This is a genomic window from Streptomyces sp. RGM 3693, from assembly GCF_050471125.1.
GTDB lineage: Bacteria > Actinomycetota > Actinomycetes > Streptomycetales > Streptomycetaceae > Streptomyces.
Genome location: NZ_JBMPPQ010000002.1, coordinates 1,547,195 through 1,566,627 on the forward strand (window position 1 = coordinate 1,547,195; position 19,433 = coordinate 1,566,627).

A 19,433-nucleotide genomic window follows, 5' to 3' on the forward strand; every position below is an offset into this window, starting at 1 on the left:
AAATCAGTCAAACAGGAGAGCACTCTGGCAGAAATCATGCCGGAAATCGTGGCAGGCGCGCCGCGGCGTCTTCCTGGTTTCCGATCAGACGAATACCAGCCAGACAGGCTAATGAATCCGCTTAAGTGGTAACACCCGCATCCCCAGTCCATATTGTTCGTTGTGTCCGATGCCCCATTCGTAAACTGAGAGGAGAATGGAATGAAGCGGTTCGCCAAGACCGCGGCGGTGGCTGCGGTCACCTCGGCGCTGGTACTGGGTGGCGCGGGTCTCGCCTCCGCCGACGGCGGGCACCATGGCCGTCAGGGCCGTCACCACGGTCGTTTCGACGAGGGCCACCGGCACCACGGCCACACCGGTGCGAAGGCGGTGGGCTTCGCCGCGCACTCGCCGGGTGTCCTCAGCGGCAACGTCATCCAGGTGCCGATCAACATCCCGATCAACGTGTGCGGCAACAGCCTCGACCTGCTCGCCCTGCTGAACCCGGCGTTCGGCAACATCTGCATCAACAAGTGACCCCGAGCCGGTCCGCAGGGACATGCGGACCGGCTCGGATCACGGCACACCAGGCGGACTGCCCACGGCCTCCGGTCGCTGGGCGGTCCGCCGCCCCGTCTCTCGCACCGGGCCTGACCAGCGCATACCGTCCCGCGGCGGCACGCCATACTGGAGGCATGGCGAGAAGCAGGCGCGGGCGCGGCGGCCCGGAACCCGTCACCGGGACGGTCGGCGGCGGCGTCGCGGAACTGCGCCCCGACCGGGACCGACCGCGTGGATGGACGCTGCTGATCGACGGCGCCCCGCAGTCCCACGTCGACCTCGACGACCCGTCGTACCTGGAGTTCTCCTACCAGCGGCGGCTCGGCCACATCGCCGACCTGGTGGCCCCGCCCGGCGCACCGCTGCGTGTCGTCCACCTCGGCGGCGGCGCCCTGACCCTGGCGCGGTACGTCGCCGCGACCCGGCCGCGGTCCACCCAGCAGGTCGTGGAGATCGACACCCCCCTGGTCCAACTCGTCCGCGAACAGCTGCCGTTGGAGAACACCTGGCGGATCCGGGTCCGCGGTGCGGACGCCCGCGCCGGGCTCGCCCGGATCCCGGACGGCTGGGCGGACCTGGTCATCGCCGACGTCTTCGCCGGGGCCCGCACGCCCGCGCATCTGACCAGCGTCGAATTCGTGGCGGAGGTGCGCCGGGCGCTGCGGCCCGGCGGCTGCTACGCGGCCAACCTCGCCGACGGGCCGCCGCTGGCGTTCCTGCGCGGCCAGATCGCCACCGTCCACACCGTCTTCCCCGAGTTGGCGCTGACCGCCGAGCCGGCCGTGCTGCGCGGCAAGCGGTTCGGCAACGCCGTGCTGCTCGCCGCCGACCGGACCCTGCCGGTCGCCGAACTGACCCGGCGGGCGGCCGGTGACCCGCACGCCGGCCGGGTCGAACACGGCCGGGCGCTCCTGGACTTCACCGGCGGCGCGGCCCCGGTCACCGACGCCACCGCGGTCGCCTCACCGGCCCCGCCCGCCGGCGTCTTCACCTGAAGGGCACCCACCGCACCGTCAACTCCCTTGCTACGTAGCGTGGTTGCTGGTCTCCACGGTCGGCGGGTGGCCGTTCCAGGTACAGATCACTGAGGTGTGCGCGCCACCGCCGGTGAAGTCGACCCGGAGCCACTGGCCCTGCTTCCACACCTGCATCTCCCAGCCCGCGTTGGGGGTCGCCGACACCAGTTCGGCGGAGTCGGAGCCCAGGGAGAGCACCACCCGGCCGCCGGAGGTGACGAAGCTGCGGACCCGGCCGCCGGTGGCCGGTGACGTGCTGCCGCCCGGGCCGGCCGAGGTCGCCGGCGCGAGGTCGCCGGCGGTGCGGGACGGGGCGGTGGTCCGCGTCGGCCGGTCGTCGGTGGGGGAGGAGGACGGGCTCGCGGAGGCCGAAGCGGACGGTTTCGGCCGGTGGGTGGAGGATGCCTGCGGCAGGGCAGAGGCGGCCACCTGGTCGGACAGGGGCAGCGCCCGCGGTGCGTCGTAGACCGTGCCGGACAGCACGGTGTGCACGCCGAACCACGACAGGGTGACCGCGGCGCCGGTCGCCAGCGTCCAGGCCGCCGCATGAACCAGACCTCGTTGCATCTGGCTCATCTTGCCCCACCCGCCGCAGCGGTCGCAGCCCGTCCGGCGCCGGTCGGCGGGCCGTCCGGTTGTCAACCACGCGTAAGGAAACTCGCCCGTATGGCGTACGGTGCCGCCCATGGCACGAGTGCTCGTGGTCGAGGACGACCAGTTCGTACGTTCCGCGCTCATCCGGCATCTGACCGAGGCCGGCCACGCGGTGCGCAGCGTCGGAACCGCCCTGGAAGCGCTGCGCGAGGTGGCGCAGGTCGGCTTCGACCTGGTCGTCCTCGACCTCGGTCTGCCCGACCTGGACGGCGGCGAGGCGCTGAAGATGCTGCGCGGCATCACCGACGTCCCGGTGATCATCGCGACCGCGCGGGACGACGAGGCCGAGATCGTCCGGTTGCTGAACGACGGCGCGGATGACTACCTCACCAAGCCGTTCTCGGTCGAGCACCTCTCGGCGCGGATGGCGGCCGTGTTGCGCCGGTCCCGGGGCGCGGCCCCCGGTGCAGAACCGCCCTCACGAGTGATCCTGGTCGGCGGGCTGTCCATCGACCCGCTGCGCCGCCGGGCCGCGCTCGACGGCACCGCGCTCGACCTCACCCGCCGCGAGTTCGACCTGCTGGCCTTCCTCGCCCAGCGCCCCGGCGTGGTCGTGCCCCGCAAGGAACTCCTCGCCGAGGTCTGGCAGCAGTCCTACGGGGACGACCAGACCATCGACGTCCACCTGTCCTGGCTGCGTCGCAAACTCGGCGAGACCGCCGCCCGGCCCCGGTACCTGCACACCCTGCGCGGCGTCGGCGTGAAACTGGAGCCGCCACGGTGAGCGCCCCGCGCGGGGCCGCCGGGCCGCGGCCGGTGGAGCGGGCCGCACCGTTGCGCCGCGCGGGCGGAGCGGCGACCGGGGGGACGCCGTGAGGTGGGCCCTGGTCAAGGTGGCCCTGGCGGTCACCACGATGGTCGTGGTCGCGTTCGCGGTACCGCTGGGGCTGGTGGTCAAGGAGATGGCCTCCGACCGCGCCTACTCCAATGCCGAGCGGCAGGCCGCCGCCCTCGGCCCGGTCCTCGCCATCACCACCGACCGCACCCAACTGGAACGGGCCCTGGCCAGCGCCGAAACCGGCCCCGGCGGCCGGATCGGCATCCACGTCCCACAGGGCGGCAAGGACGGCGGCCCGGCCGAGATCGGCGCCCGCCGGGCCGCCCCCTCCGACGTCGCCGCCGCCATCCGGCTCGGCCGGGCCTCCATCGCCCAGGTCCCCGGCGGCACCTCGTTGCTCCAGCCCACCGCGGTCGCCTCCGGGATCGCGGTCGTCGAGGTGTACGTCCCCGATGACGCGCTCACCAACGGGGTGGCCACCTCCTGGGCGGTGCTGGCCGGCGTCGGCCTGGCACTGGTCATCGGCTCGGTCGCGGTCGCCGACCGGCTCGGCACCCGGATGGTGCGCCCCGCCGAGCGACTGTCCGCCGCCGCCCACGACCTGGGCCGGGGCGACCTCGGCGTCCGGGTGCGGGAGGACGGCCCCAAGGAACTGCGTTCGGCGGCCAGCGCCTTCAACGCCATGGCCGACCAGGTCGTCCAGCTCCTCACCAACGAACGCGAGCTGGCCGCCGACCTCTCGCACCGGCTGCGTACCCCGCTGACCGTGCTCCGGCTCAACGCCGCCTCGCTGGGCGACGGTCCGGCCGCCGAGCAGACCCGGGCCGCCGTCGAGCAACTGGAACGCGAGGTCGACCAGATCATCCGCACCGCCCGCGCCCAGCGGGAACACACCGCACAGGCCGCCGCCTCGGTCGCCGGCTGCGACGCGGCCGAAGTGATCCGCGACCGGATGGACTTCTGGTCGGCGCTGTCCGAGGACGAGGGCCGCACCGTACGGGTCGCCGGCGTGGACCGCCCGGTGCGGGTGCCGGTCGCCCGCCCCGACCTCGCCGCGGCCCTGGACGCCATGCTCGGCAACGTCTTCCGCCACACCCCCGAGGGCACCGCCTTCGCCGTCGACGTGCACCACGCCGGCGACGCGGTGATCGTGCTGGTCTCGGACGCCGGACCGGGCATCGCCGACCCGGCCGCCGCGCTGCGTCGGGGCCACGGCGGTGGCGGCGACGGTTCGACCGGCCTCGGCCTGGACATCGTCCGCCGGCTGGCGGAGTCCACCGGCGGTGACGTCCGGATCGGCCGTTCCGTACTGGGCGGCACCGAGGTCCGGGTCTGGCTGGCCCTGGACGGGCGGCGCGCCCACCCCGGCGCCCGGCGCGGCCACCGGCTACGTCGCCGGATCGGCGGTCGGGTGTTCGGCACCGGGGGCCGACGGGCCGTCCGCGGCGCCGCGCCGGGCGGCCGGTCCCCGGGCCGGGGCGCGGGCTCTTAACCGCCCCCTTCCGCTTCCTTAAGGCGGCCATAATTCCGCCAACCGCCGTACCGAACCCGGCATTTGTCCGTTTCGCTGCCGCTAGCGTGCGGGGCGCACCTTCCCCCACAGGTGCGCTCCCCACCCCCCCCATGTGACGACAGGCAGGCACGAGATGAGTTCCTCGGCACACCGGCGCCGGATGAGCCGCACGAGCAAGGTGATCGGCGCGGCGGCGGCCGGCGCGCTGGCGGTCGGCGGCGGGTTCGCCGTCGCCGGCTCCGCGATGGCCACCAAGGCCCCGCAGGCCGCCCCCACCGCCGCCAAGGCCGGCTTCGCCCCGTACGTCGACACCTCCCTCACCCCCGCCTACGACCTGACCGGCACCGCGCAGAAGACCGGGGTGAAGCACTTCACCCTCGCCTTCCTCACCTCCGGCGGCGGCTGCGTCCCCAAGTGGGGCGGCTCCGGCGACCTCGGCAGCGACGCGGTGGCCAAGCAGATACCGGCGCTGCGCAAGGCCGGCGGCGACGTCCGGGTCTCCTTCGGCGGCGCCAACGGCACCGAACTGGCCGCCGCGTGCTCCTCCGCGTCCGAACTGGCCGCCGCCTACGGCAAGGCCGTCGACCAGTTCAAGCTCACCAAGGTGGACTTCGACATCGAGGGCGGCGCGCTGCCCGACGCGGCCGCCAACACCCGCCGCGCCCAGGCGATTGCCCAACTCCAGAAGCAGCACCCGGGCCTCGACGTCTCCTTCACCCTGCCGGTGATGCCCGAGGGCCTCACCCAGGACGGCGTCAACCTGCTGAGCAACGCCCGGCAGAACGGCGTGCAGGTCTCCGCCGTCAACACCATGGCGATGGACTACGGCTCCTCCTACAACGGCACCATGAGCACCTACGCCACCCAGGCCGCCACCGCCACCCAGGCCCAGGTCAAGAAGGCCCTCGGCCGTAGCGACGCGGACGCCTGGAAGACCGTGGCGGTCACCTCGATGATCGGCGTCAACGACGTCCAGGGCGAGGTTTTCAAGCCCGCCGACGCCGCCGCCCTGGTGAAGTTCGCCCAGAGCAAGCACCTGGCCTGGCTGTCCATGTGGTCCGCCACCCGCGACCAGCCCTGCCCCGGCGGATCGTCCAACTCCGCCCAGCCGACGTGCAGTTCCATCGACCAGGCCCCGCTGGCCTTCACCAAGGCGTTCGGCGCCTACACCGGCTGACCCCCCACCGGTCCGGACCCCCTGCCGGACCGCCCCAGGCGGGGCGCGGCGGCCCACCCCCCACCCGCTGCGCCCCGCCCTCGCCCGCCCCTTCCCGACCGACGGGAGCCGGTCAGCCGCCGCCCCGTACGGCGGCCCGGAACGCGATCGGCGTGATCCCGGCCTGCCGTTGGAAGAACTTGCTGAAGTTGGTGGCGTCCGCGAAACCCAGCCGGTCCGCGATCCGCGAGGCCGGCTGGTCGCCGTGCGCCAGCAGCCGTTTGGCCTCCAGCACCACCCGCCGGTCGATGAACTCCTTCGCGCCGACCCCGGCCGCCGCCTCGGTGGCCCGCGAGAGGGTGCGCGGCGCGTACCCCAACGCCCGGGCGTAGTCGGCGACCCGGCGACTGCGGGCGAACCCCCGCTCCACCGCGTCCCGGAACCGCAGGTACGTCTCGCCCGCCTCGCACGTCCCGCCGTCCGGGCGGTCCGCCGGCCCCTCCGGATGCGCGGCCCGCAGCACCAGAACGGCCAGCAGGTGCCGCAGCACCTCCAGGTGCACCTCCAACGGCAGCCCGCCCAGCGCCCCGAACTCCCGGTGCAGTTGCGTCAACGCCTCGTCCAGCGCCCGGGCCGCGCCGCCTTCGGGGTGCCGCACGGCCGGCCCGTACCAGTCCTCGATGCGGGCCGCGGCGGCGGTCGCCGGGTCCAGGAACCCGGACTCGAAGAGCACCAGCCGCCCCTCCGCCCCGGTCAGGTCCCCGAAGTGCTGCACCTGCCCGGGCCGCGACCACAGCAGATCCCCGGGCTCCATGAGGTGCTCCCGGAAGTCGACGCAGTGCACCAGGTGCCCGCGGTCCAGGACCAGCAGGTGGTGGAAGCCGGGCCGGTGCGGCGTCGAGAGCTGGCAGGCGTCCGCGCGCTCGCGCAGCTCGGCGAGGGTCAGCACCTCCATCCCGGCGGGCCGCCCGGCCGGCGCGGAGAACGCCACCTCACGGATCGCCCCTGCATCCTCTCGAGGGTCCTGTCGCTTTTTCACCATGACCCGTCGCCTCGCTACCCCGGAATCTCCCGCTGATACCCCTAGCGTAGGAGACGTCAGCACAGCTGATGGCGGAAAACGGCAGCCAGACCACGGAGGCCGGAACACCGCGCTCCGCACGGGCACACCTCGCCCCCCACCGAACCACCGGGAGAACCCACCATGTCCAAGATCGCTCTCTTCGGGGCCAACGGCACCATCGGCAGCCGCATCCTCGACGAGGCCCTGCGCCGCGGCCACCAGGTCACCGCGGTGGTCCGCGACCCCGCGAAGGTCACCGTGACCCACCCGGCCCTCACCGTGGTCTACGGCGACGCGCTCGATTCGGAGTCCGTCACCGAGGTGGCCAAGGGCCAGGACGTGGTGGTCAGCGCGGTCGGCGGCGGCGACGGCGCCGGCCACATCGCCACCATCCGGCCCGCCGCCGAGGCACTGGTCGAGGGAGTGCGGAGGCTGAGCGGCGACGCGCCCCGCCTGATCACGGTCGGCGGCGCCGGTTCGCTCCGCAAGCCCGACGGCACCCAGGTCTGGGACGCCGAGGGCCTCCCGGTCCCGCTGCTCCAGATCATGCACGCGCACGGCGACGCGCTGGACTTCTACCGCACCGTCTCCGACGTCCGCTGGACCAACCTCAGCCCGTCCGCCTCCATCGAGCCGGGCGAGCGCACCGGCGCCTACCGCACCGCCACCGAAGACCTGCTCGTCGCGGCGGACGGCAGCAGCCGGATCTCCACCGAGGACTACGCCGTCGCCGTCCTCGACGAGATCGAGCAGCCCCGCCACATCGGTGAGCGCTTCACTGTCGGCTACTGAGCGCCCGGCGCCGCCGCCCCTACCGGCGGCGGCATCTGACCCGGAAACACTCAAGGCCCCCGATCCGAAGATCGGGGGCCTTGAGGCTGGGGTGAGTAACGGGACTCGAACCCGCGACATCCTGGACCACAACCAGGTGCTCTACCAGCTGAGCTATACCCACCAAGACCGGTGCTGTGTGGTTCCTTTTCCCCACCGGCTGAGAAAAAGTGTACAGGCTCTCAGGGGGTGCTCGCTCCCAGGTTTCGCGTCCCCGGGAGCGAGCTACGTCACTGTGCTGCCGACGCCGGTTCGGCGGGCAGCTTGTGCTTGGCCGCGATGGCCTTCGCGGTCTCCGAGTCGGGCCCGGGCTGCGGCACGAACACGGCCTCTCGGTAGTAGCGCAACTCCGCGATGGATTCACGGATGTCCGCCAGCGCCCGGTGGTTGCCGTTCTTGTCCGGACTGTTGAAGTACGCCCGCGGGAACCAGCGCCGGGCCAGTTCCTTCACGGACGACACATCGACGATCCGGTAGTGCAGGTAGCTCTCCAGCGTCGGCATGTCGCGCAGCAGGAAGCCGCGGTCGGTACCGACGGAGTTTCCGCACAGCGGCGCCTTCCCCGGCTCCGGCACATGCTGCTTGATGTAAGCAAGCACCTGTGCCTCGGCCTCCTCCAGCGTCGTTCCGGCGTCCAGCTCGGCCAGCAGCCCGGAGGTGGTGTGCATCTGCCGCACCACCTCCGGCATGGTGGTCAGCGCCTCGGCTGGGGGACGGATCACCACATCCACCCCGTCACCCAGCACGTTCAGCTCCGAGTCGGTGACCAGGGCGGCCACCTCGATAAGCGCGTCACTCGCCAGCGAGAGTCCGGTCATCTCGCAGTCGATCCACACCATGCGATCGTTCATACGTCTCACCCTACGGGGCGCTCCCGCTGACCGGGCAGTACGGGGCGACCGGCCCCCCGGCCGACCGGAGTCTCCGGTAGCCGCGCGGCGTAACCCTCCAACGGTGGCTTGCCCACGTCGGCCGCCTCGGCGGCCAGACCGTGCCCGCCCAGCGCGGCGGCGGAGAACCGCTCGCTGCCCAGCGCCGCCCGTTCCCGCTCCGGACGCTCGGCCCGTTCCGGACGCAGCGCTGCTTCGGGTGCACCGTTTTGCGGCCGGCGGGCGCGGTAGGCCGCCCGATAGGCCGCGGGTGATGCGCCCAGCTGCCGCCGGAAGTGGCCGCGCAGCGCGACCGGCGAGCGGAACCCGCAGCGCCCGGCGACCTCGTCCACCGAATAGTCGGAGGTCTCCAGCAGCCGCTGGGCCTGGAGGACCCGCTGGGTGATCAGCCACTGGAGCGGAGCGCTGCCCGTGAGGGAGCGGAACCGCCGGTCGAACGTGCGTCGGCTCATGTACGCGCGGGCCGCCAGCGTCTCCACGTCGAACTGCTCGTGGAGGTGCTCCAGCGCCCAGGCGACGACCTCGGCGAGCGGGTCGGCGCCGATCTCCTCCGGTAACGACCTGTCCAGGTAGCGCTGGTGCCCGAGGTCGGACGCGGTCCGCCGGGGCGGGACGACCAGTCGGCGGGCGAGCGCGTTGGCCGCGTCGGCGCCGTGGTCGGTGCGCACGATGTGGAGGCACAGGTCGATCCCGGCGGCGGTGCCGGCGGAAGTGAGGACGTCGCCGTCGTCGACGAAGAGCTCACGCGGGTCCACGTGGACGGACGGGTAGCGCTTGGCGAGCGTCGGCGCGTACATCCAGTGGGTGGTGGCCGGTCGGCCGTCGAGCAGTCCGGCTGCGGCGAGGACGAACGCCCCCGTGCACAGCCCGACGATCCTGGCCCCTTCCTCGTGCGCGCGACGCAGTGCGTCGAGCGCCGCGGGTGGCGGGGCCTGGGTGATGGAACGCCAGGCCGGTACGACGACCGTCCCGGCACGGGAGATCGCCTCCAGCCCGTAGGGGGCTGACAGTTCGAGCCCCCCGGTCGTGCGCAAAGGCGCATCTTCGCCCGCGCACACAAGAAGCCGGTACCTCGGAACGCCTGCGTCTTGGCGGTCGATGCCGAAGACCGAGAGCGGAATGGAGCTCTCGAAAATGGGACCGCCGCTGAAGAGGAGCACCGCGACTATTTCGCGGCGTCGTCGGGCGGCGAGCTTGCGTGCGGCATCTGGTACGGCAGCGGAGTCCTGGCTCATGGCACTTAAGCCCCCCTCGGTCGTCTCGCCCTCTCGGTCCTGCACAGTTCCCCCGCCGTAGCTACCAAGATCGAATCTACTGTGTCCCGTGAGGATGGATGGCCAAGTTCACCACCCGCTGGTATGTCGATATGGCAACTTGGCGCGAAGCATTCGATCACGAAGCGTTCCACTCGTCGGGCCTGCATGGGAAGTACGCGTCTCGGCTCTGCCCGTTCGCAGTAGGGCACAACCATGCCCAGCGGTCCTTTCCGCCCTGCTCACACCGGGGTTGAGGGGGGTCCAGGGCAAGGGGTGAGTACGGGCCGGAAGTTGGCCGAAAACGGTCGTGGACAGACTTGCGGAGCTCCCAATCGGCCGGCGTGCGCCCCCCGCTGAGGGGTCCGCCCCCTTGCGCTCCCGTCCCGGTATATCCCCTTTTGCCCCTGTGGTGGGTGGTGTCTCCAGCACGGGGTTGCGTGGTTGTCCACTCGGGTCGGTGCGAGGGCCCGCGGCGGGCACCGGCCGCCCCCGCGGGGGCGAGGGCGGCGCCCGTCCGTGCCCGCCGGTGCCGTCCCGCCCGCGATCAAGGCGACGGGCACCGCGGGCGGTCGGACGCGCCCGGGGGGCGCGACGCCGCTCACTGGGTCGAGTGATCTACGGTGCGGCGGCGGCGTCGTGGTGATCACCGAGGCCAGGCGGTGAGGGGCGCGCTGTCGATGCTCGCGGGGCGCCGCCGGGGGTACGTACGGGGGCAGGGCGGGGCATTGCCATCCGCGCCACGCTCCGGCATGCTCCGGGGAACGCTTGCGGCCCCGGACCGCCCCGTACGGGCGCCCGGTGACCCGTGGGCGTTCTGGGCAGTGAAGGAGTAGCGCCGTACTCTTGGGGTATCGGCTTGGAAAGATGATTCCCAGTCGTGTTGTTCCTCTTTGAACTAAGGCTCCTGCTCCTTGATCGAGCCGCCCAGGTCAACTGCCGGATCAAGTCAATCGCCGTTCCCCGTTCGCCCCTCCGCAAGAGGACGTTCTCGCCGAGACACCCATGGCCGGTCACGAAACCCCTGAACCCGCGGACCGCAAGCAGGTCGCCGATCCGATGGCGGACCTCGAAGCGGTGGAACAGAAGCACCACTCCTGCGATCCCGCCTTCCGGCACGGCGTCGTGGTCGGCTTCGACGGCTCCACGTCGAGCGAACGCGCGTTGGCGTATGCAATCGGTATGGCGCGACGCCACGGCTCCGGCCTGATCATCGTCCACGTGGCCAACCGGCTGCCGACGACGGTGTGGGCGGGCTGCGAACCCCCGGTCTTCGTGGACGTCCCCGATCACCGCACCGAGGTGCTCGGGCTGGAGCTCGCCTGCGCCGACCACCTCGCCGAGGTCCCCTGGATCCTCGTCGAGCGCGGCGGCGACATCTGCCACGAGCTGGAGGAGGTCGGCCGGGAGTACGAGGCCGACGCGATCGTGGTCGGCTCGACGCACGGTCTCGTCGGCCGGATCTTCGGCTCGGTGGCCGGCCGGCTGGCCCGCCGGGCGCAGCGCCCGGTCATGGTCATTCCCTGACGCCGGCGAGGATGTGGCCCCGGTCGGGTCGCGGCCGAACTCCCTTGCACACGCCCCCCGTTGATCGACTCTCCTCGGCATGTCCACAGTTGAGGGGGCGTCATGGGGATTGTGGGCAACGGAAGCCCGGTTGCCGTCGGGAGGTTGGTCGTGCGCTTGCGACGGGTAGAAAACGGTCACAGCGACGTGCTGCCGGCCGGGACGTGACGGATCCCGGGGCGGTGGCATCCCGCCGGCGTAATGGGCGACGTCGGCAAAGGGGAGGCGCCGGCTCCGCGTGCGTACGGTGGCACGCACGCGGAGCCAGCGCCTGTTTTTGCGGGCCTACTCCACCGTGACGGACTTGGCGAGGTTGCGGGGCTTGTCGATGTCCCGACCCAGGGCCAACGCCGTGTGGTAGGCGAGGAGTTGGAGCGGGATGCCCATCAGGATCGGGTCCAGCTCGGGCTCGTTCTTCGGCACCACGATGGTGTGGTCGGCCTTCTCCTGCTCGGTGTGGGCGACGGCGAGGATCCGGCCGCTGCGGGCCTTGATCTCCTCCAGCGCGGCGCGGTTCTTCTCCAGCAGGTCGTCGTCCGGCACGATCGCGACCGTCGGCATCGCCGGCTCGATCAGCGCCAGCGGGCCGTGCTTGAGCTCCGAGGCCGGGTACGCCTCGGCGTGGATGTACGAGACCTCCTTGAGCTTCAGCGATGCCTCGCGGGCCACCGGGTAGCCGCGCACCCGGCCGATGAACATCATCGACTTCGCGTCGGCGTACTGGGCCGAGAGCTCCTTGATCTCGTCCTCGCCCTTGAGGATCTCGTCGATCTGGCCGGGCAGCTTCCGCAGGCCCTCGATGATCCGCTTGCCGTCCGCGACCGACAGGTCCCGGATCCGGCCCAGGTGCAGGGCGAGCAGCGCGAAGGAGACCACCATGTTGGTGAAGCACTTGGTGGAGACCACGCAGACCTCGGGTCCTGCGTGGACGTAGATGCCGCCGTCGGTCTCCCGGGCGATCGCCGAGCCGACCACGTTCACCAGACCCAGCACCCGGGCGCCCTTGCGCTTGAGCTCCTGGACGGCGGCCAGCACGTCGTAGGTCTCACCGGACTGGGAGACGGCGACGTAGAGGGTGTCGGGGTCCACGACCGGGTTGCGGTAGCGGAACTCGGAGGCCGGCTCGGCGTCCGAGGGGATGCGGGCCAGCTCCTCGATCATCTGGGCGCCGATCTGGCCGGCGTGGTAGGAGGTGCCGCAGCCCAGGATCTTCACCCGGCGCACCGCACGCGCCTCGCGGGCGTCGAGGTTGAGACCGCCGAGGTGGACGGTGGAGAAGCGGTCGTCGATCCGGCCGCGCAGCGCCCGGTCCACCGCCTCCGCCTGCTCGGAGATCTCCTTGTGCATGTAGGTGTCGTGGCCGCCCAGGTCGTACGACTCGGCCGCGTACTCGACGGTCTCCGGCGTCGCCGTCGTACGGGAGCCCTCGGTGGTGTACGTGCGGTAGTCGTCGGCCTTGAGGGTGGCCATCTCGCCGTCGTCGAGGGTGACGACCTGGCGGGTGTGCGAGACCAGCGCGGCGACGTCAGAGGAGACGAACATCTCGTGCTCGCCGATGCCCAGGACGACCGGGGAGCCGTTGCGGGCGACCACGATGCGGTCGGCGAAGTCGGCGTGCAGGACGGCGATGCCGTAGGTGCCCTCGATGTGGCGGAGCGCCTCGCGGACCTTCTCCTCCAGCGTCGGGGCGGCGGAGCGGCCGATGAGGTGGGCCAGCACCTCGGTGTCGGTCTCGGAGGCGAAGACGAAGCCGTCGGCGGTCAGCCGGGCGCGCAACTCGGCGGCGTTGTCGATGATGCCGTTGTGGACGACCGCGACCTTGCCCTCGGTGTCGAGGTGCGGGTGGGCGTTCTCGTCGGTGGGGGCGCCGTGGGTGGCCCAGCGGGTGTGCGCGATGCCGGTGGAGCCGGCGAAGCGCTTCGGCAGGCGGGACTCCAGCTCCCGGACCCGACCCTTGGCCTTGGCGGTCTTCAGACCGCCGGTGGCCTTGCCGGTGCCCTTGGCGTGGATGGCGATGCCGGCCGAGTCGTAGCCGCGGTACTCCAGGCGCTGCAGGCCCTCAAGGAGCAGCGGCGCGACATCGCGCTTACCGATGTATCCGACGATCCCGCACATACGGTGACCCTTCTCGTTGGCGTTCATGGGGGCTCGGCCGTCGCTGGCCGGTCCGGGGCTGGCTTTCGGCTCCGGAGGCCGTCAGCCGTAGACCAGGCGGCGCAGCTGGCGCAGCGAGAGCGACGGGGGGGACACGGCGCGGTGCGGCAGCTCGTGTGCGATCCGCTCGAAGATCGCCTCGTTCCGCAGTCCCTGGGACTGCAGCTCGCGGTGTCTGCGGCGGACGAACCCCTCCGTGCTCTCGTCGAAGTACGCCAGCACGTCCAGCACCACCCGGGCCGCTTCGCCGCGCTGTAGCGGCGTGCTGCGGACCAGGTGGTCGATGAGGTCCTCGTGGGACGGACGGCGTTCGAGCACCCGTCGATATTGCGGGGCCGCGCCGAGAATCGCAAGAATTCTGCCCGGTATCGGGCAGATGGCGCCGAACGCGCCCGGAAACTGGTCTACACCTTGACCGACAACCAGGCGCGCGGTACGCATGGTCACCGTCCGGTCGCTCCATGCCATGCAGAACGTGCCGCTGATGAAGCTCGCCGAAGGGATCGTCCATCGATGTTGGGCTGTGGTAATTTCCCCTCGCCCCACGAGGGGCCGGTTCGGGCTGGACCGCAACCCTCGGGTTGGAAGCCCCCCTCCTTCAGGTGGGGGAGCGGAGTCACGAGACGACGCAGACTCCTGTTCTCACTGCTGCTCGTCGCGGCGGCTGGGACGGTGACCGCCGGTGCACCGCAGCGGAGTACCGCCGCCCCCGCCGCCACCCCGCTCGGCCGGGTCATCCCGGCGCCCGCCTCCGTCCGCCCGGCCGGCGACGCCTACACGATCGGCGAGCGCACCAGGATCCGGGTGCCCGGCAACTCCGGCGAGGCCCGACAGATCGCCGGCTACCTGGCCGGGCTGCTGCGCCCGGCCACCGGCTTCTCGCTGCCGGTCACCACCCGCGGCGGCGCGGACGGCATCGTCTTCCGGCTCGGCGGCCGGGACACCCGCGGCCTCGGCGCCGAGGGGTACCGGCTGACCTCCGGCGGCCGCGCGGTCACCATCAGCGCCGCCCGCCCGGCCGGCCTCTTCCACGGCGTCCAGACCCTCCGCCAGTTGCTGCCGGCCGCCGTCGAGAAGAAGAGCCGGCAGCCCGGCCCCTGGCGGATCGCCGGCGGGACGATCTCCGACACCCCGCGCTACGCCTACCGGGGCGCGATGCTGGACGTCTCCCGGCACTTCTTCACCGTCGAGCAGGTCAAGCGGTACATCGACCAGCTCGCCCAGTACAAGATCAACAAGTTGCACCTCCACCTCTCCGACGACCAGGGCTGGCGGATCGCGATCGACTCCTGGCCGCGGCTGGCGACCTACGGCGGCAGCACCCAGGTCGGCGGCGGCCGCGGCGGCCACTACACCAAGGACGACTACCGCGAGATCGTCCGCTACGCTGCCAGCCGCTACCTGACGGTGGTCCCCGAGATCGACCTGCCCGGCCACACCAACGCCGCGCTCGCCTCGTACGCCGACCTCAACTGCAACGGCGAGGCGCCGCCGCTCTACACCGGCACCAAGGTCGGCTTCAGCTCGCTGTGCGTGCCCAAGAAGGTCACCTACGACTTCGTCGACGACGTCATCCGGGAGATCGCCGCGCTCACCCCCGGCCGCTACCTCCACATCGGCGGCGACGAGGCGCACTCCACCAGCCACGCGGACTACGTCACCTTCATGGACAAGGTGCAGCCGGTGGTCGCCAAATACGGCAAGACCGTGGTCGGCTGGCACCAGCTGACCGGGGCGCAACCGGCCAAGGGCGCCCTCGCCCAGTACTGGGGCTACGACAAGACGGGAGCGGAGGAGCGCGCGCAGGTCGTCGACGCCGCGAAGCACGGGACGGGGCTGGTCCTCTCGCCCGCCGACCGGGCCTACCTCGACATGAAGTACGACAAGGACACCCCGCTGGGCCTGACCTGGGCCGGCTACGTGAACGTCCGGCGCGCCTACGACTGGGACCCGGGCACCTATCTGGCCGGCGCGCCCGGCACGGCGGTCGCGGGCGTCGAGGCGCCCCTGTGGTCGGAGACCCTGACGACCTCGGCGAACATCGAGTACATGGCCTTCCCGCGGCTGCCCGGCATCGCCGAGCTGGGCTGGTCGCCGGCCCGGACGCACGGCTGGGACGGGTACCGGACGCGGCTGGCCGCACAGGGGCCGCGGTGGGACGCCCAGGGCATCCACTACTACCGGGCGCCCGAGGTGGCGTGGCCGACGCGGTGACGCGTCGGGGCGGCGGCGGTTGACGCATCGCGACCACGCGCCGGGCCCGGGAACAGCCTCCCGGGCCCGGCGCGTGGTGGCTCGCCACGTCGCCTGGCCTGCATGGATGCCGCGGGCGTGGCTCCCGGACTGGAAAGAGCGGCACAACGCCTCCCACCGCCAGGTCCGTGCCCGGGTCGGTCGAGCACGCCTCCGCCCGGATGACGAACGGGAAGATCCTGCGGGACTGCCACCTCAAAGGCAACGGTGTCCGGTGGGCCACCCACGGCGTCGCCCACATGCACCACCTCGCCCTCGACCAAGCCTGATCACAGGGGCGCAAGACAAGCCTTGGTTGCATGCCACCTGGCTCGGTGCTCCTCTGACTCAGGACACCGCGGCGTGAGCAAACGACGTTGCGGAGCTACTCAGCACCCGGCTCTCCGGAGAGTTGTTCGATCCGCTCGTCAGCCAGCTGGTCGGCAAGGGAAACGAGCGAGTCCATATCCGAAGCTGTCGGGTCGGCGGCGTAGGTAGCCATTACGTAGCCACGAATAACGGATCGGATGTCTCCGCTGCCGACGGTGACTCCGTCCGCCTTCAAGGCTTTCAGGCGCTCTTCTCCTAGCTGTGCCGCTGAATGCGGATCCGTCAACCCAGGTACACTCCCACGCTTTCGGCACACCACGATCGAATCCAAATTGGATGGTTCCGATCCATTCTTGGTGATGCTGGTGGTCATCTCGCCCTTAACGGGCTGCACAGCCGTTACGACAAGTCCGGCATCAGCCAGTGCTTTTACAAGGGCTGCCCACCCGGTGATTCTGGCTTGGTGGAAGGTGAAAGCAATGAGACCGTTCGGCTTGAGTACGCGAGAGCATTCCGACCAGACCCTGGAGATGGCTTGCTCGAAGCCATCTGGTGTTGCGCTCTGCACTTCGCGCGAGTTTCTGGTTGTCGCGCTGCGTGGATAGTCAGACGAAGGCGCTACTGCGCAAAGCCATGCATGGAAGAAGTCGGCCAACTCCGAGTAATGGACATTGTCCATGTACGGAGGGTCGGTGATCACAAGGTCGACCGACCCGTCAGGCAGATCCGTGTGTGAAGAGTCTCCCGTTCGCAGATAGACGGTTCCGCGACGCAAGCCCTCGGCGGGCCATGAGTTAACCACTTCGGATTCGGTCGGAAGCGACAGCCCAGAGATCCTGCATACCTTGTCATCCAGAATGACTTGGTCGGTGGGGTCCGTTTTGTACGCGTGGGCTCGGACCAGTCGGCTCTTGAAGAGCGTCGAAAAGGAGCCCGACGATGCAGGCGTGCCCCAAGGGTGGGCTTCGAGCGGGGTTCGCTCAGGCTTCAAGATGTGATGGCTGAACATATGCCGAACGGCACCAGTTCCTTCGCCCTTGAACGAGCAGAACATGTTATTGAACTCAAGTGTTCCGGAGAAGAGAGCGGCAAGAGCTTCTCTTTCTGCTGGCCCCGCGTCAGAGTCGCGAATTGCGGCCCCGAGTAGTCCCAGTGAATAGAGCTGTCGATCGTTAAAGAACTGCTTCCAGGTGGTGAAGCCCCAGCGGATTGCCTGGCGTGTGTTGTGCCCGTTTTCGAGCTCCCCTTCCGGGAGGACGAGCTCCGATGACTTCTCGCTCAGGAGGGCCGAGCACTCGCTGTAGAGCGAGCGGTCGTAGTCATCGATAGGCTCGTATCGCTTCTTTCCGTCGAAGCCCAGCACGAGCTTGGCGTACATCTCGTAGCGCGGAGCTTTCCCGTCCAGGGCGGCTAGCACCTTGGATGTGTGTCCGTTCGGGCACGTCAGCTGCGTACGGTCGACGGCGCCTTTGCGCGTGACTTCATGCCCATTCCGGCACAGGAGGTGCTCGAAGTCGTATCGCCCGGGCGTGATGTCGAGGCATTCAGGGCAAACAATCTGGGCAGCTGGCACCCTTTTGGGGTAGGCGTTCTGGGAGAAGACGTGGCTTGAGAAGAGACGGGTTTCAGCATCGCAATCAGGGCATGCGGCTACGGCGACCCAAAAGTAGTAAAGAGCGGTTTCGCCAGTTGAGGTTCGGTGTACGCGGTCAATCTCAGCCCGGCAGGAAGCCTCAACCAATTTGTACGCACGTTCCAGCTCCGCCATGTCCCATCGCTGGACGGCTTGGCGCTGCACGAGAGTTGCTACAGGATTGATATCCCATCCGATGACGTTCGCGCCGAGCTTTACTGCCTCAACGAGAGTTGTCCCTGATCCGGAAAACGGATCGAAGACGGCGATGCCGTCGAGCCTGGCAGCAGATCCGTAGGCAGCAAGAGCGTCGTCTTGGTTGTCGGTGATAGAAGACGTCAGGATTCCGCGGAAGATGCTGCCGAGACGTTTGGCCCACCACTTGTGTGTGCTGGTTGCCGGTCGGTGCACTTCCTTGCGCCACGACTCGTGCTCGCCGATACGACTCAAGGCGGCGGACGGGAAGTCGCTCTCAAGTGCCGTGAGTGGTGGAATGGGAGTATTTGCGGCTTCGTTTCCCCCTGCGGTGCCCCGGAAATCGATCTCAAAGAGCGTCATTCATCGTCGCCAATCACAAGCTGCCCATTGGTGCGTCGGGCGTCATTCATCGCGACAGAGCCGCTTCCCATCCCCTTCATTCTATAGGCTGTGAACCGGTGCTCCTTACCGGCGGAGGGATTGGGGGTAAAATCGGGGGTTAGTTCATTTGTTCGCAAGTCAAATGAGTAACCGACTGCCACTTCGTCTGATTCGATGCGGATCAGTTCGCCAACCTGCTCGATCCTGTCATCGTTCAACTTCAGCTCGGAAGGGGTTATGAGGGTTGCCTGCCCGGTAGTCCCTTGCGCCAGTGCAAACGGCGTTGGGGCGACGTACATTTTGCGATCACGCACAAGGAGGTCGCCGTAGGACCCGAATCCCCGGAAGCTCTTATTCTTGTGGACGTACGAATGGTCGGCGTTCAGGAAATCGCCATGGCAAATGACGAGGTCGACAACCGGGTACTCGGATTCATCGGTCACTGCCGGGTAGCGACCGAAGACGTAGTAGACAGTTCGCCCGTTGTGTTCCCCAGTCGGGATACGGCTGTTGCTGTCGTAGTCCGCCTCACGGCCTGGCCACTTCAGGCCCTTGACCTCATAACCCTCGGGGCTCTGCACGAGGGTGTAGTCCGGGTAGCTGTTGCGTCCTGCTGAATCGTGCTGGAGCTTGGCATCGGTCAGGCGGTCCCCGACCCAGTTCTGGAAGTGGAATTCCTTGTCCTGGCGACTGACACGCTTAATCAGGATTGCTTGCTGCATTGCCCGGCAACAGGCTACGAAGATGTCCGCACAGGTCGAGGAGCTGTTGGGAGTCAAGGTCAACATCCTACGTGTCTCGGAACCGGAGGTCGGGGTCAGCGTAGTGGGTGCACCTGACTCGGGCTGACCCTTCTGGTGGTATGGGATCTCCGTTGAAGCTTGTCTCGCGACCACTGTGATCAGGCTTGGTCGAGGGCGAGGTGGCGGATGTGGGCGACGCTGTCGGTGGCCCACCGGACACCGTTGCCTTTGAGGTGGCAGTCCCGCAGGATCTTCCCGTTCGTCATCCGGGCGGAGGCGTGCTCGACCGACCCGGGCGCGGACCTGGCGGTGGGAGGCGTTGTGTCGACGCGGGCGAAGCCCGGTGAACGCCTCTATGAGCTCACCGCGTTGAGCGGTGACCACCTGCACGACCAGGCCAACGCTGCACCCGATCCCGAGTCACCAGACAGGCTTGAGAAGCCACGCGCCGGGCCCGGGAACAGCTTCCCGGGCCCGGCGCGTTGTGGCCCCACAGGGGGCG

Annotated in this window: 16 protein-coding genes, 1 tRNA gene and 2 pseudogenes; 9 read left to right on the forward strand and 10 right to left on the reverse strand. The window is 69.9% G+C overall.

Annotation, left to right across the window (positions count from 1 at the left end):
- The first annotated feature begins 201 nt into the window (after positions 1-201).
- Together ACO0M4_RS24335 and ACO0M4_RS24340 are read left to right on the forward strand one after the other, a co-directional pair.
- Complete coding sequence (locus ACO0M4_RS24335) at positions 202-516, forward strand: chaplin (protein ID WP_430373045.1); 315 nt, start codon at positions 202-204, stop codon at positions 514-516.
- A gap of 158 nt (positions 517-674) precedes the next feature.
- Complete coding sequence (locus ACO0M4_RS24340) at positions 675-1,535, forward strand: spermidine synthase (protein ID WP_430373046.1); 861 nt, start codon at positions 675-677, stop codon at positions 1,533-1,535.
- Between the two features lie 30 nt (positions 1,536-1,565).
- Here ACO0M4_RS24340 and ACO0M4_RS24345 read toward each other — a convergent pair whose 3' ends face one another.
- Positions 1,566-2,123, reverse strand: a complete 558-nt coding sequence (locus ACO0M4_RS24345; protein ID WP_430373047.1) for a hypothetical protein — start codon at positions 2,121-2,123, stop codon at positions 1,566-1,568.
- 118 nt (positions 2,124-2,241) lie between these two features.
- Between ACO0M4_RS24345 and ACO0M4_RS24350 the strand changes: the two genes are divergently transcribed.
- From ACO0M4_RS24350 to ACO0M4_RS24360, 3 genes are all read left to right on the forward strand, one after another.
- Entirely contained in the window at positions 2,242-2,934 is a 693-nt protein-coding gene (locus ACO0M4_RS24350; RefSeq protein ID WP_430373048.1) for a response regulator transcription factor, read from the forward strand.
- 88 nt (positions 2,935-3,022) lie between these two features.
- Positions 3,023-4,480, forward strand: a complete 1,458-nt coding sequence (locus ACO0M4_RS24355; protein WP_430373049.1) for a sensor histidine kinase — start codon at positions 3,023-3,025, stop codon at positions 4,478-4,480.
- A gap of 154 nt (positions 4,481-4,634) precedes the next feature.
- Positions 4,635-5,678, forward strand: a complete 1,044-nt coding sequence (locus ACO0M4_RS24360; RefSeq protein ID WP_430373050.1) for a chitinase — start codon at positions 4,635-4,637, stop codon at positions 5,676-5,678.
- 112 nt (positions 5,679-5,790) lie between these two features.
- Here ACO0M4_RS24360 and ACO0M4_RS24365 read toward each other — a convergent pair whose 3' ends face one another.
- Positions 5,791-6,699 (reverse strand): helix-turn-helix domain-containing protein, encoded by a 909-nt coding sequence (locus ACO0M4_RS24365; RefSeq protein ID WP_430373051.1) that lies wholly within the window; start codon positions 6,697-6,699, stop codon positions 5,791-5,793.
- A 162-nt stretch (positions 6,700-6,861) separates the two neighbouring features.
- Here ACO0M4_RS24365 and ACO0M4_RS24370 point away from each other — a divergent pair, with 162 nt between their 5' ends.
- Positions 6,862-7,512, forward strand: a complete 651-nt coding sequence (locus ACO0M4_RS24370; protein ID WP_430373052.1) for an NAD(P)-dependent oxidoreductase — start codon at positions 6,862-6,864, stop codon at positions 7,510-7,512.
- 87 nt (positions 7,513-7,599) lie between these two features.
- On the opposite strand, the gene ACO0M4_RS24375 is transcribed toward ACO0M4_RS24370, so the two are convergent.
- From ACO0M4_RS24375 to ACO0M4_RS24385, 3 genes are all read right to left on the reverse strand, one after another.
- Positions 7,600-7,675 (reverse strand) — tRNA-His (locus ACO0M4_RS24375).
- 106 nt (positions 7,676-7,781) lie between these two features.
- Positions 7,782-8,402, reverse strand: coding sequence for an oligoribonuclease (gene orn, locus ACO0M4_RS24380; RefSeq protein ID WP_430373053.1), 621 nt, complete (start codon positions 8,400-8,402; stop codon positions 7,782-7,784).
- Positions 8,403-8,407: 5 nt separating this feature from the next.
- Complete coding sequence (locus ACO0M4_RS24385) at positions 8,408-9,676, reverse strand: GlxA family transcriptional regulator (protein ID WP_430373054.1); 1,269 nt, start codon at positions 9,674-9,676, stop codon at positions 8,408-8,410.
- Positions 9,677-10,699: 1,023 nt separating this feature from the next.
- On the opposite strand from ACO0M4_RS24385, the gene ACO0M4_RS24390 reads away from it, so the two are divergent.
- The gene (locus tag ACO0M4_RS24390; RefSeq protein WP_430373055.1) at positions 10,700-11,221 is read left to right on the forward strand and encodes a universal stress protein; all 522 of its coding nucleotides are present in this window, start codon (positions 10,700-10,702) and stop codon (positions 11,219-11,221) included.
- Positions 11,222-11,545: 324 nt separating this feature from the next.
- On the opposite strand, the gene glmS is transcribed toward ACO0M4_RS24390, so the two are convergent.
- The gene (glmS, locus tag ACO0M4_RS24395) at positions 11,546-13,375 is read right to left on the reverse strand and encodes a glutamine--fructose-6-phosphate transaminase (isomerizing) (RefSeq protein ID WP_430373056.1); all 1,830 of its coding nucleotides are present in this window, start codon (positions 13,373-13,375) and stop codon (positions 11,546-11,548) included.
- An 81-nt stretch (positions 13,376-13,456) separates the two neighbouring features.
- Positions 13,457-13,732 carry a hypothetical protein gene (locus ACO0M4_RS24400; RefSeq protein ID WP_100603285.1) on the reverse strand — a complete coding sequence of 92 codons (276 nt, stop codon included), beginning with the start codon at positions 13,730-13,732 and terminating at the stop codon, positions 13,457-13,459.
- A gap of 195 nt (positions 13,733-13,927) precedes the next feature.
- Between ACO0M4_RS24400 and ACO0M4_RS24405 the strand changes: the two genes are divergently transcribed.
- Positions 13,928-15,628 (forward strand): beta-N-acetylhexosaminidase, encoded by a 1,701-nt coding sequence (locus tag ACO0M4_RS24405; RefSeq protein WP_430373057.1) that lies wholly within the window; start codon positions 13,928-13,930, stop codon positions 15,626-15,628.
- Between the two features lie 121 nt (positions 15,629-15,749).
- A pseudogene (locus ACO0M4_RS24410) lies at positions 15,750-15,936 on the forward strand (IS5/IS1182 family transposase); the annotation flags it as partial.
- Positions 15,937-16,031: 95 nt separating this feature from the next.
- Here ACO0M4_RS24410 and ACO0M4_RS24415 read toward each other — a convergent pair.
- The 3 genes and pseudogenes from ACO0M4_RS24415 to ACO0M4_RS24425 form a co-directional block, all read right to left on the reverse strand.
- Entirely contained in the window at positions 16,032-18,167 is a 2,136-nt protein-coding gene (locus ACO0M4_RS24415) for a DNA methyltransferase (RefSeq protein WP_430373058.1), read from the reverse strand.
- A complete protein-coding gene (locus ACO0M4_RS24420) occupies positions 18,164-18,967 on the reverse strand; it encodes a hypothetical protein (RefSeq protein WP_430373059.1) in 804 nt (267 codons plus the stop codon). The genes ACO0M4_RS24415 and ACO0M4_RS24420 overlap by 4 nt, the downstream gene beginning before the upstream one ends.
- Before the next feature lie 122 nt (positions 18,968-19,089).
- A pseudogene (locus ACO0M4_RS24425) lies at positions 19,090-19,255 on the reverse strand (IS5/IS1182 family transposase); the annotation flags it as partial.
- Positions 19,256-19,433 lie beyond the last annotated feature (178 nt).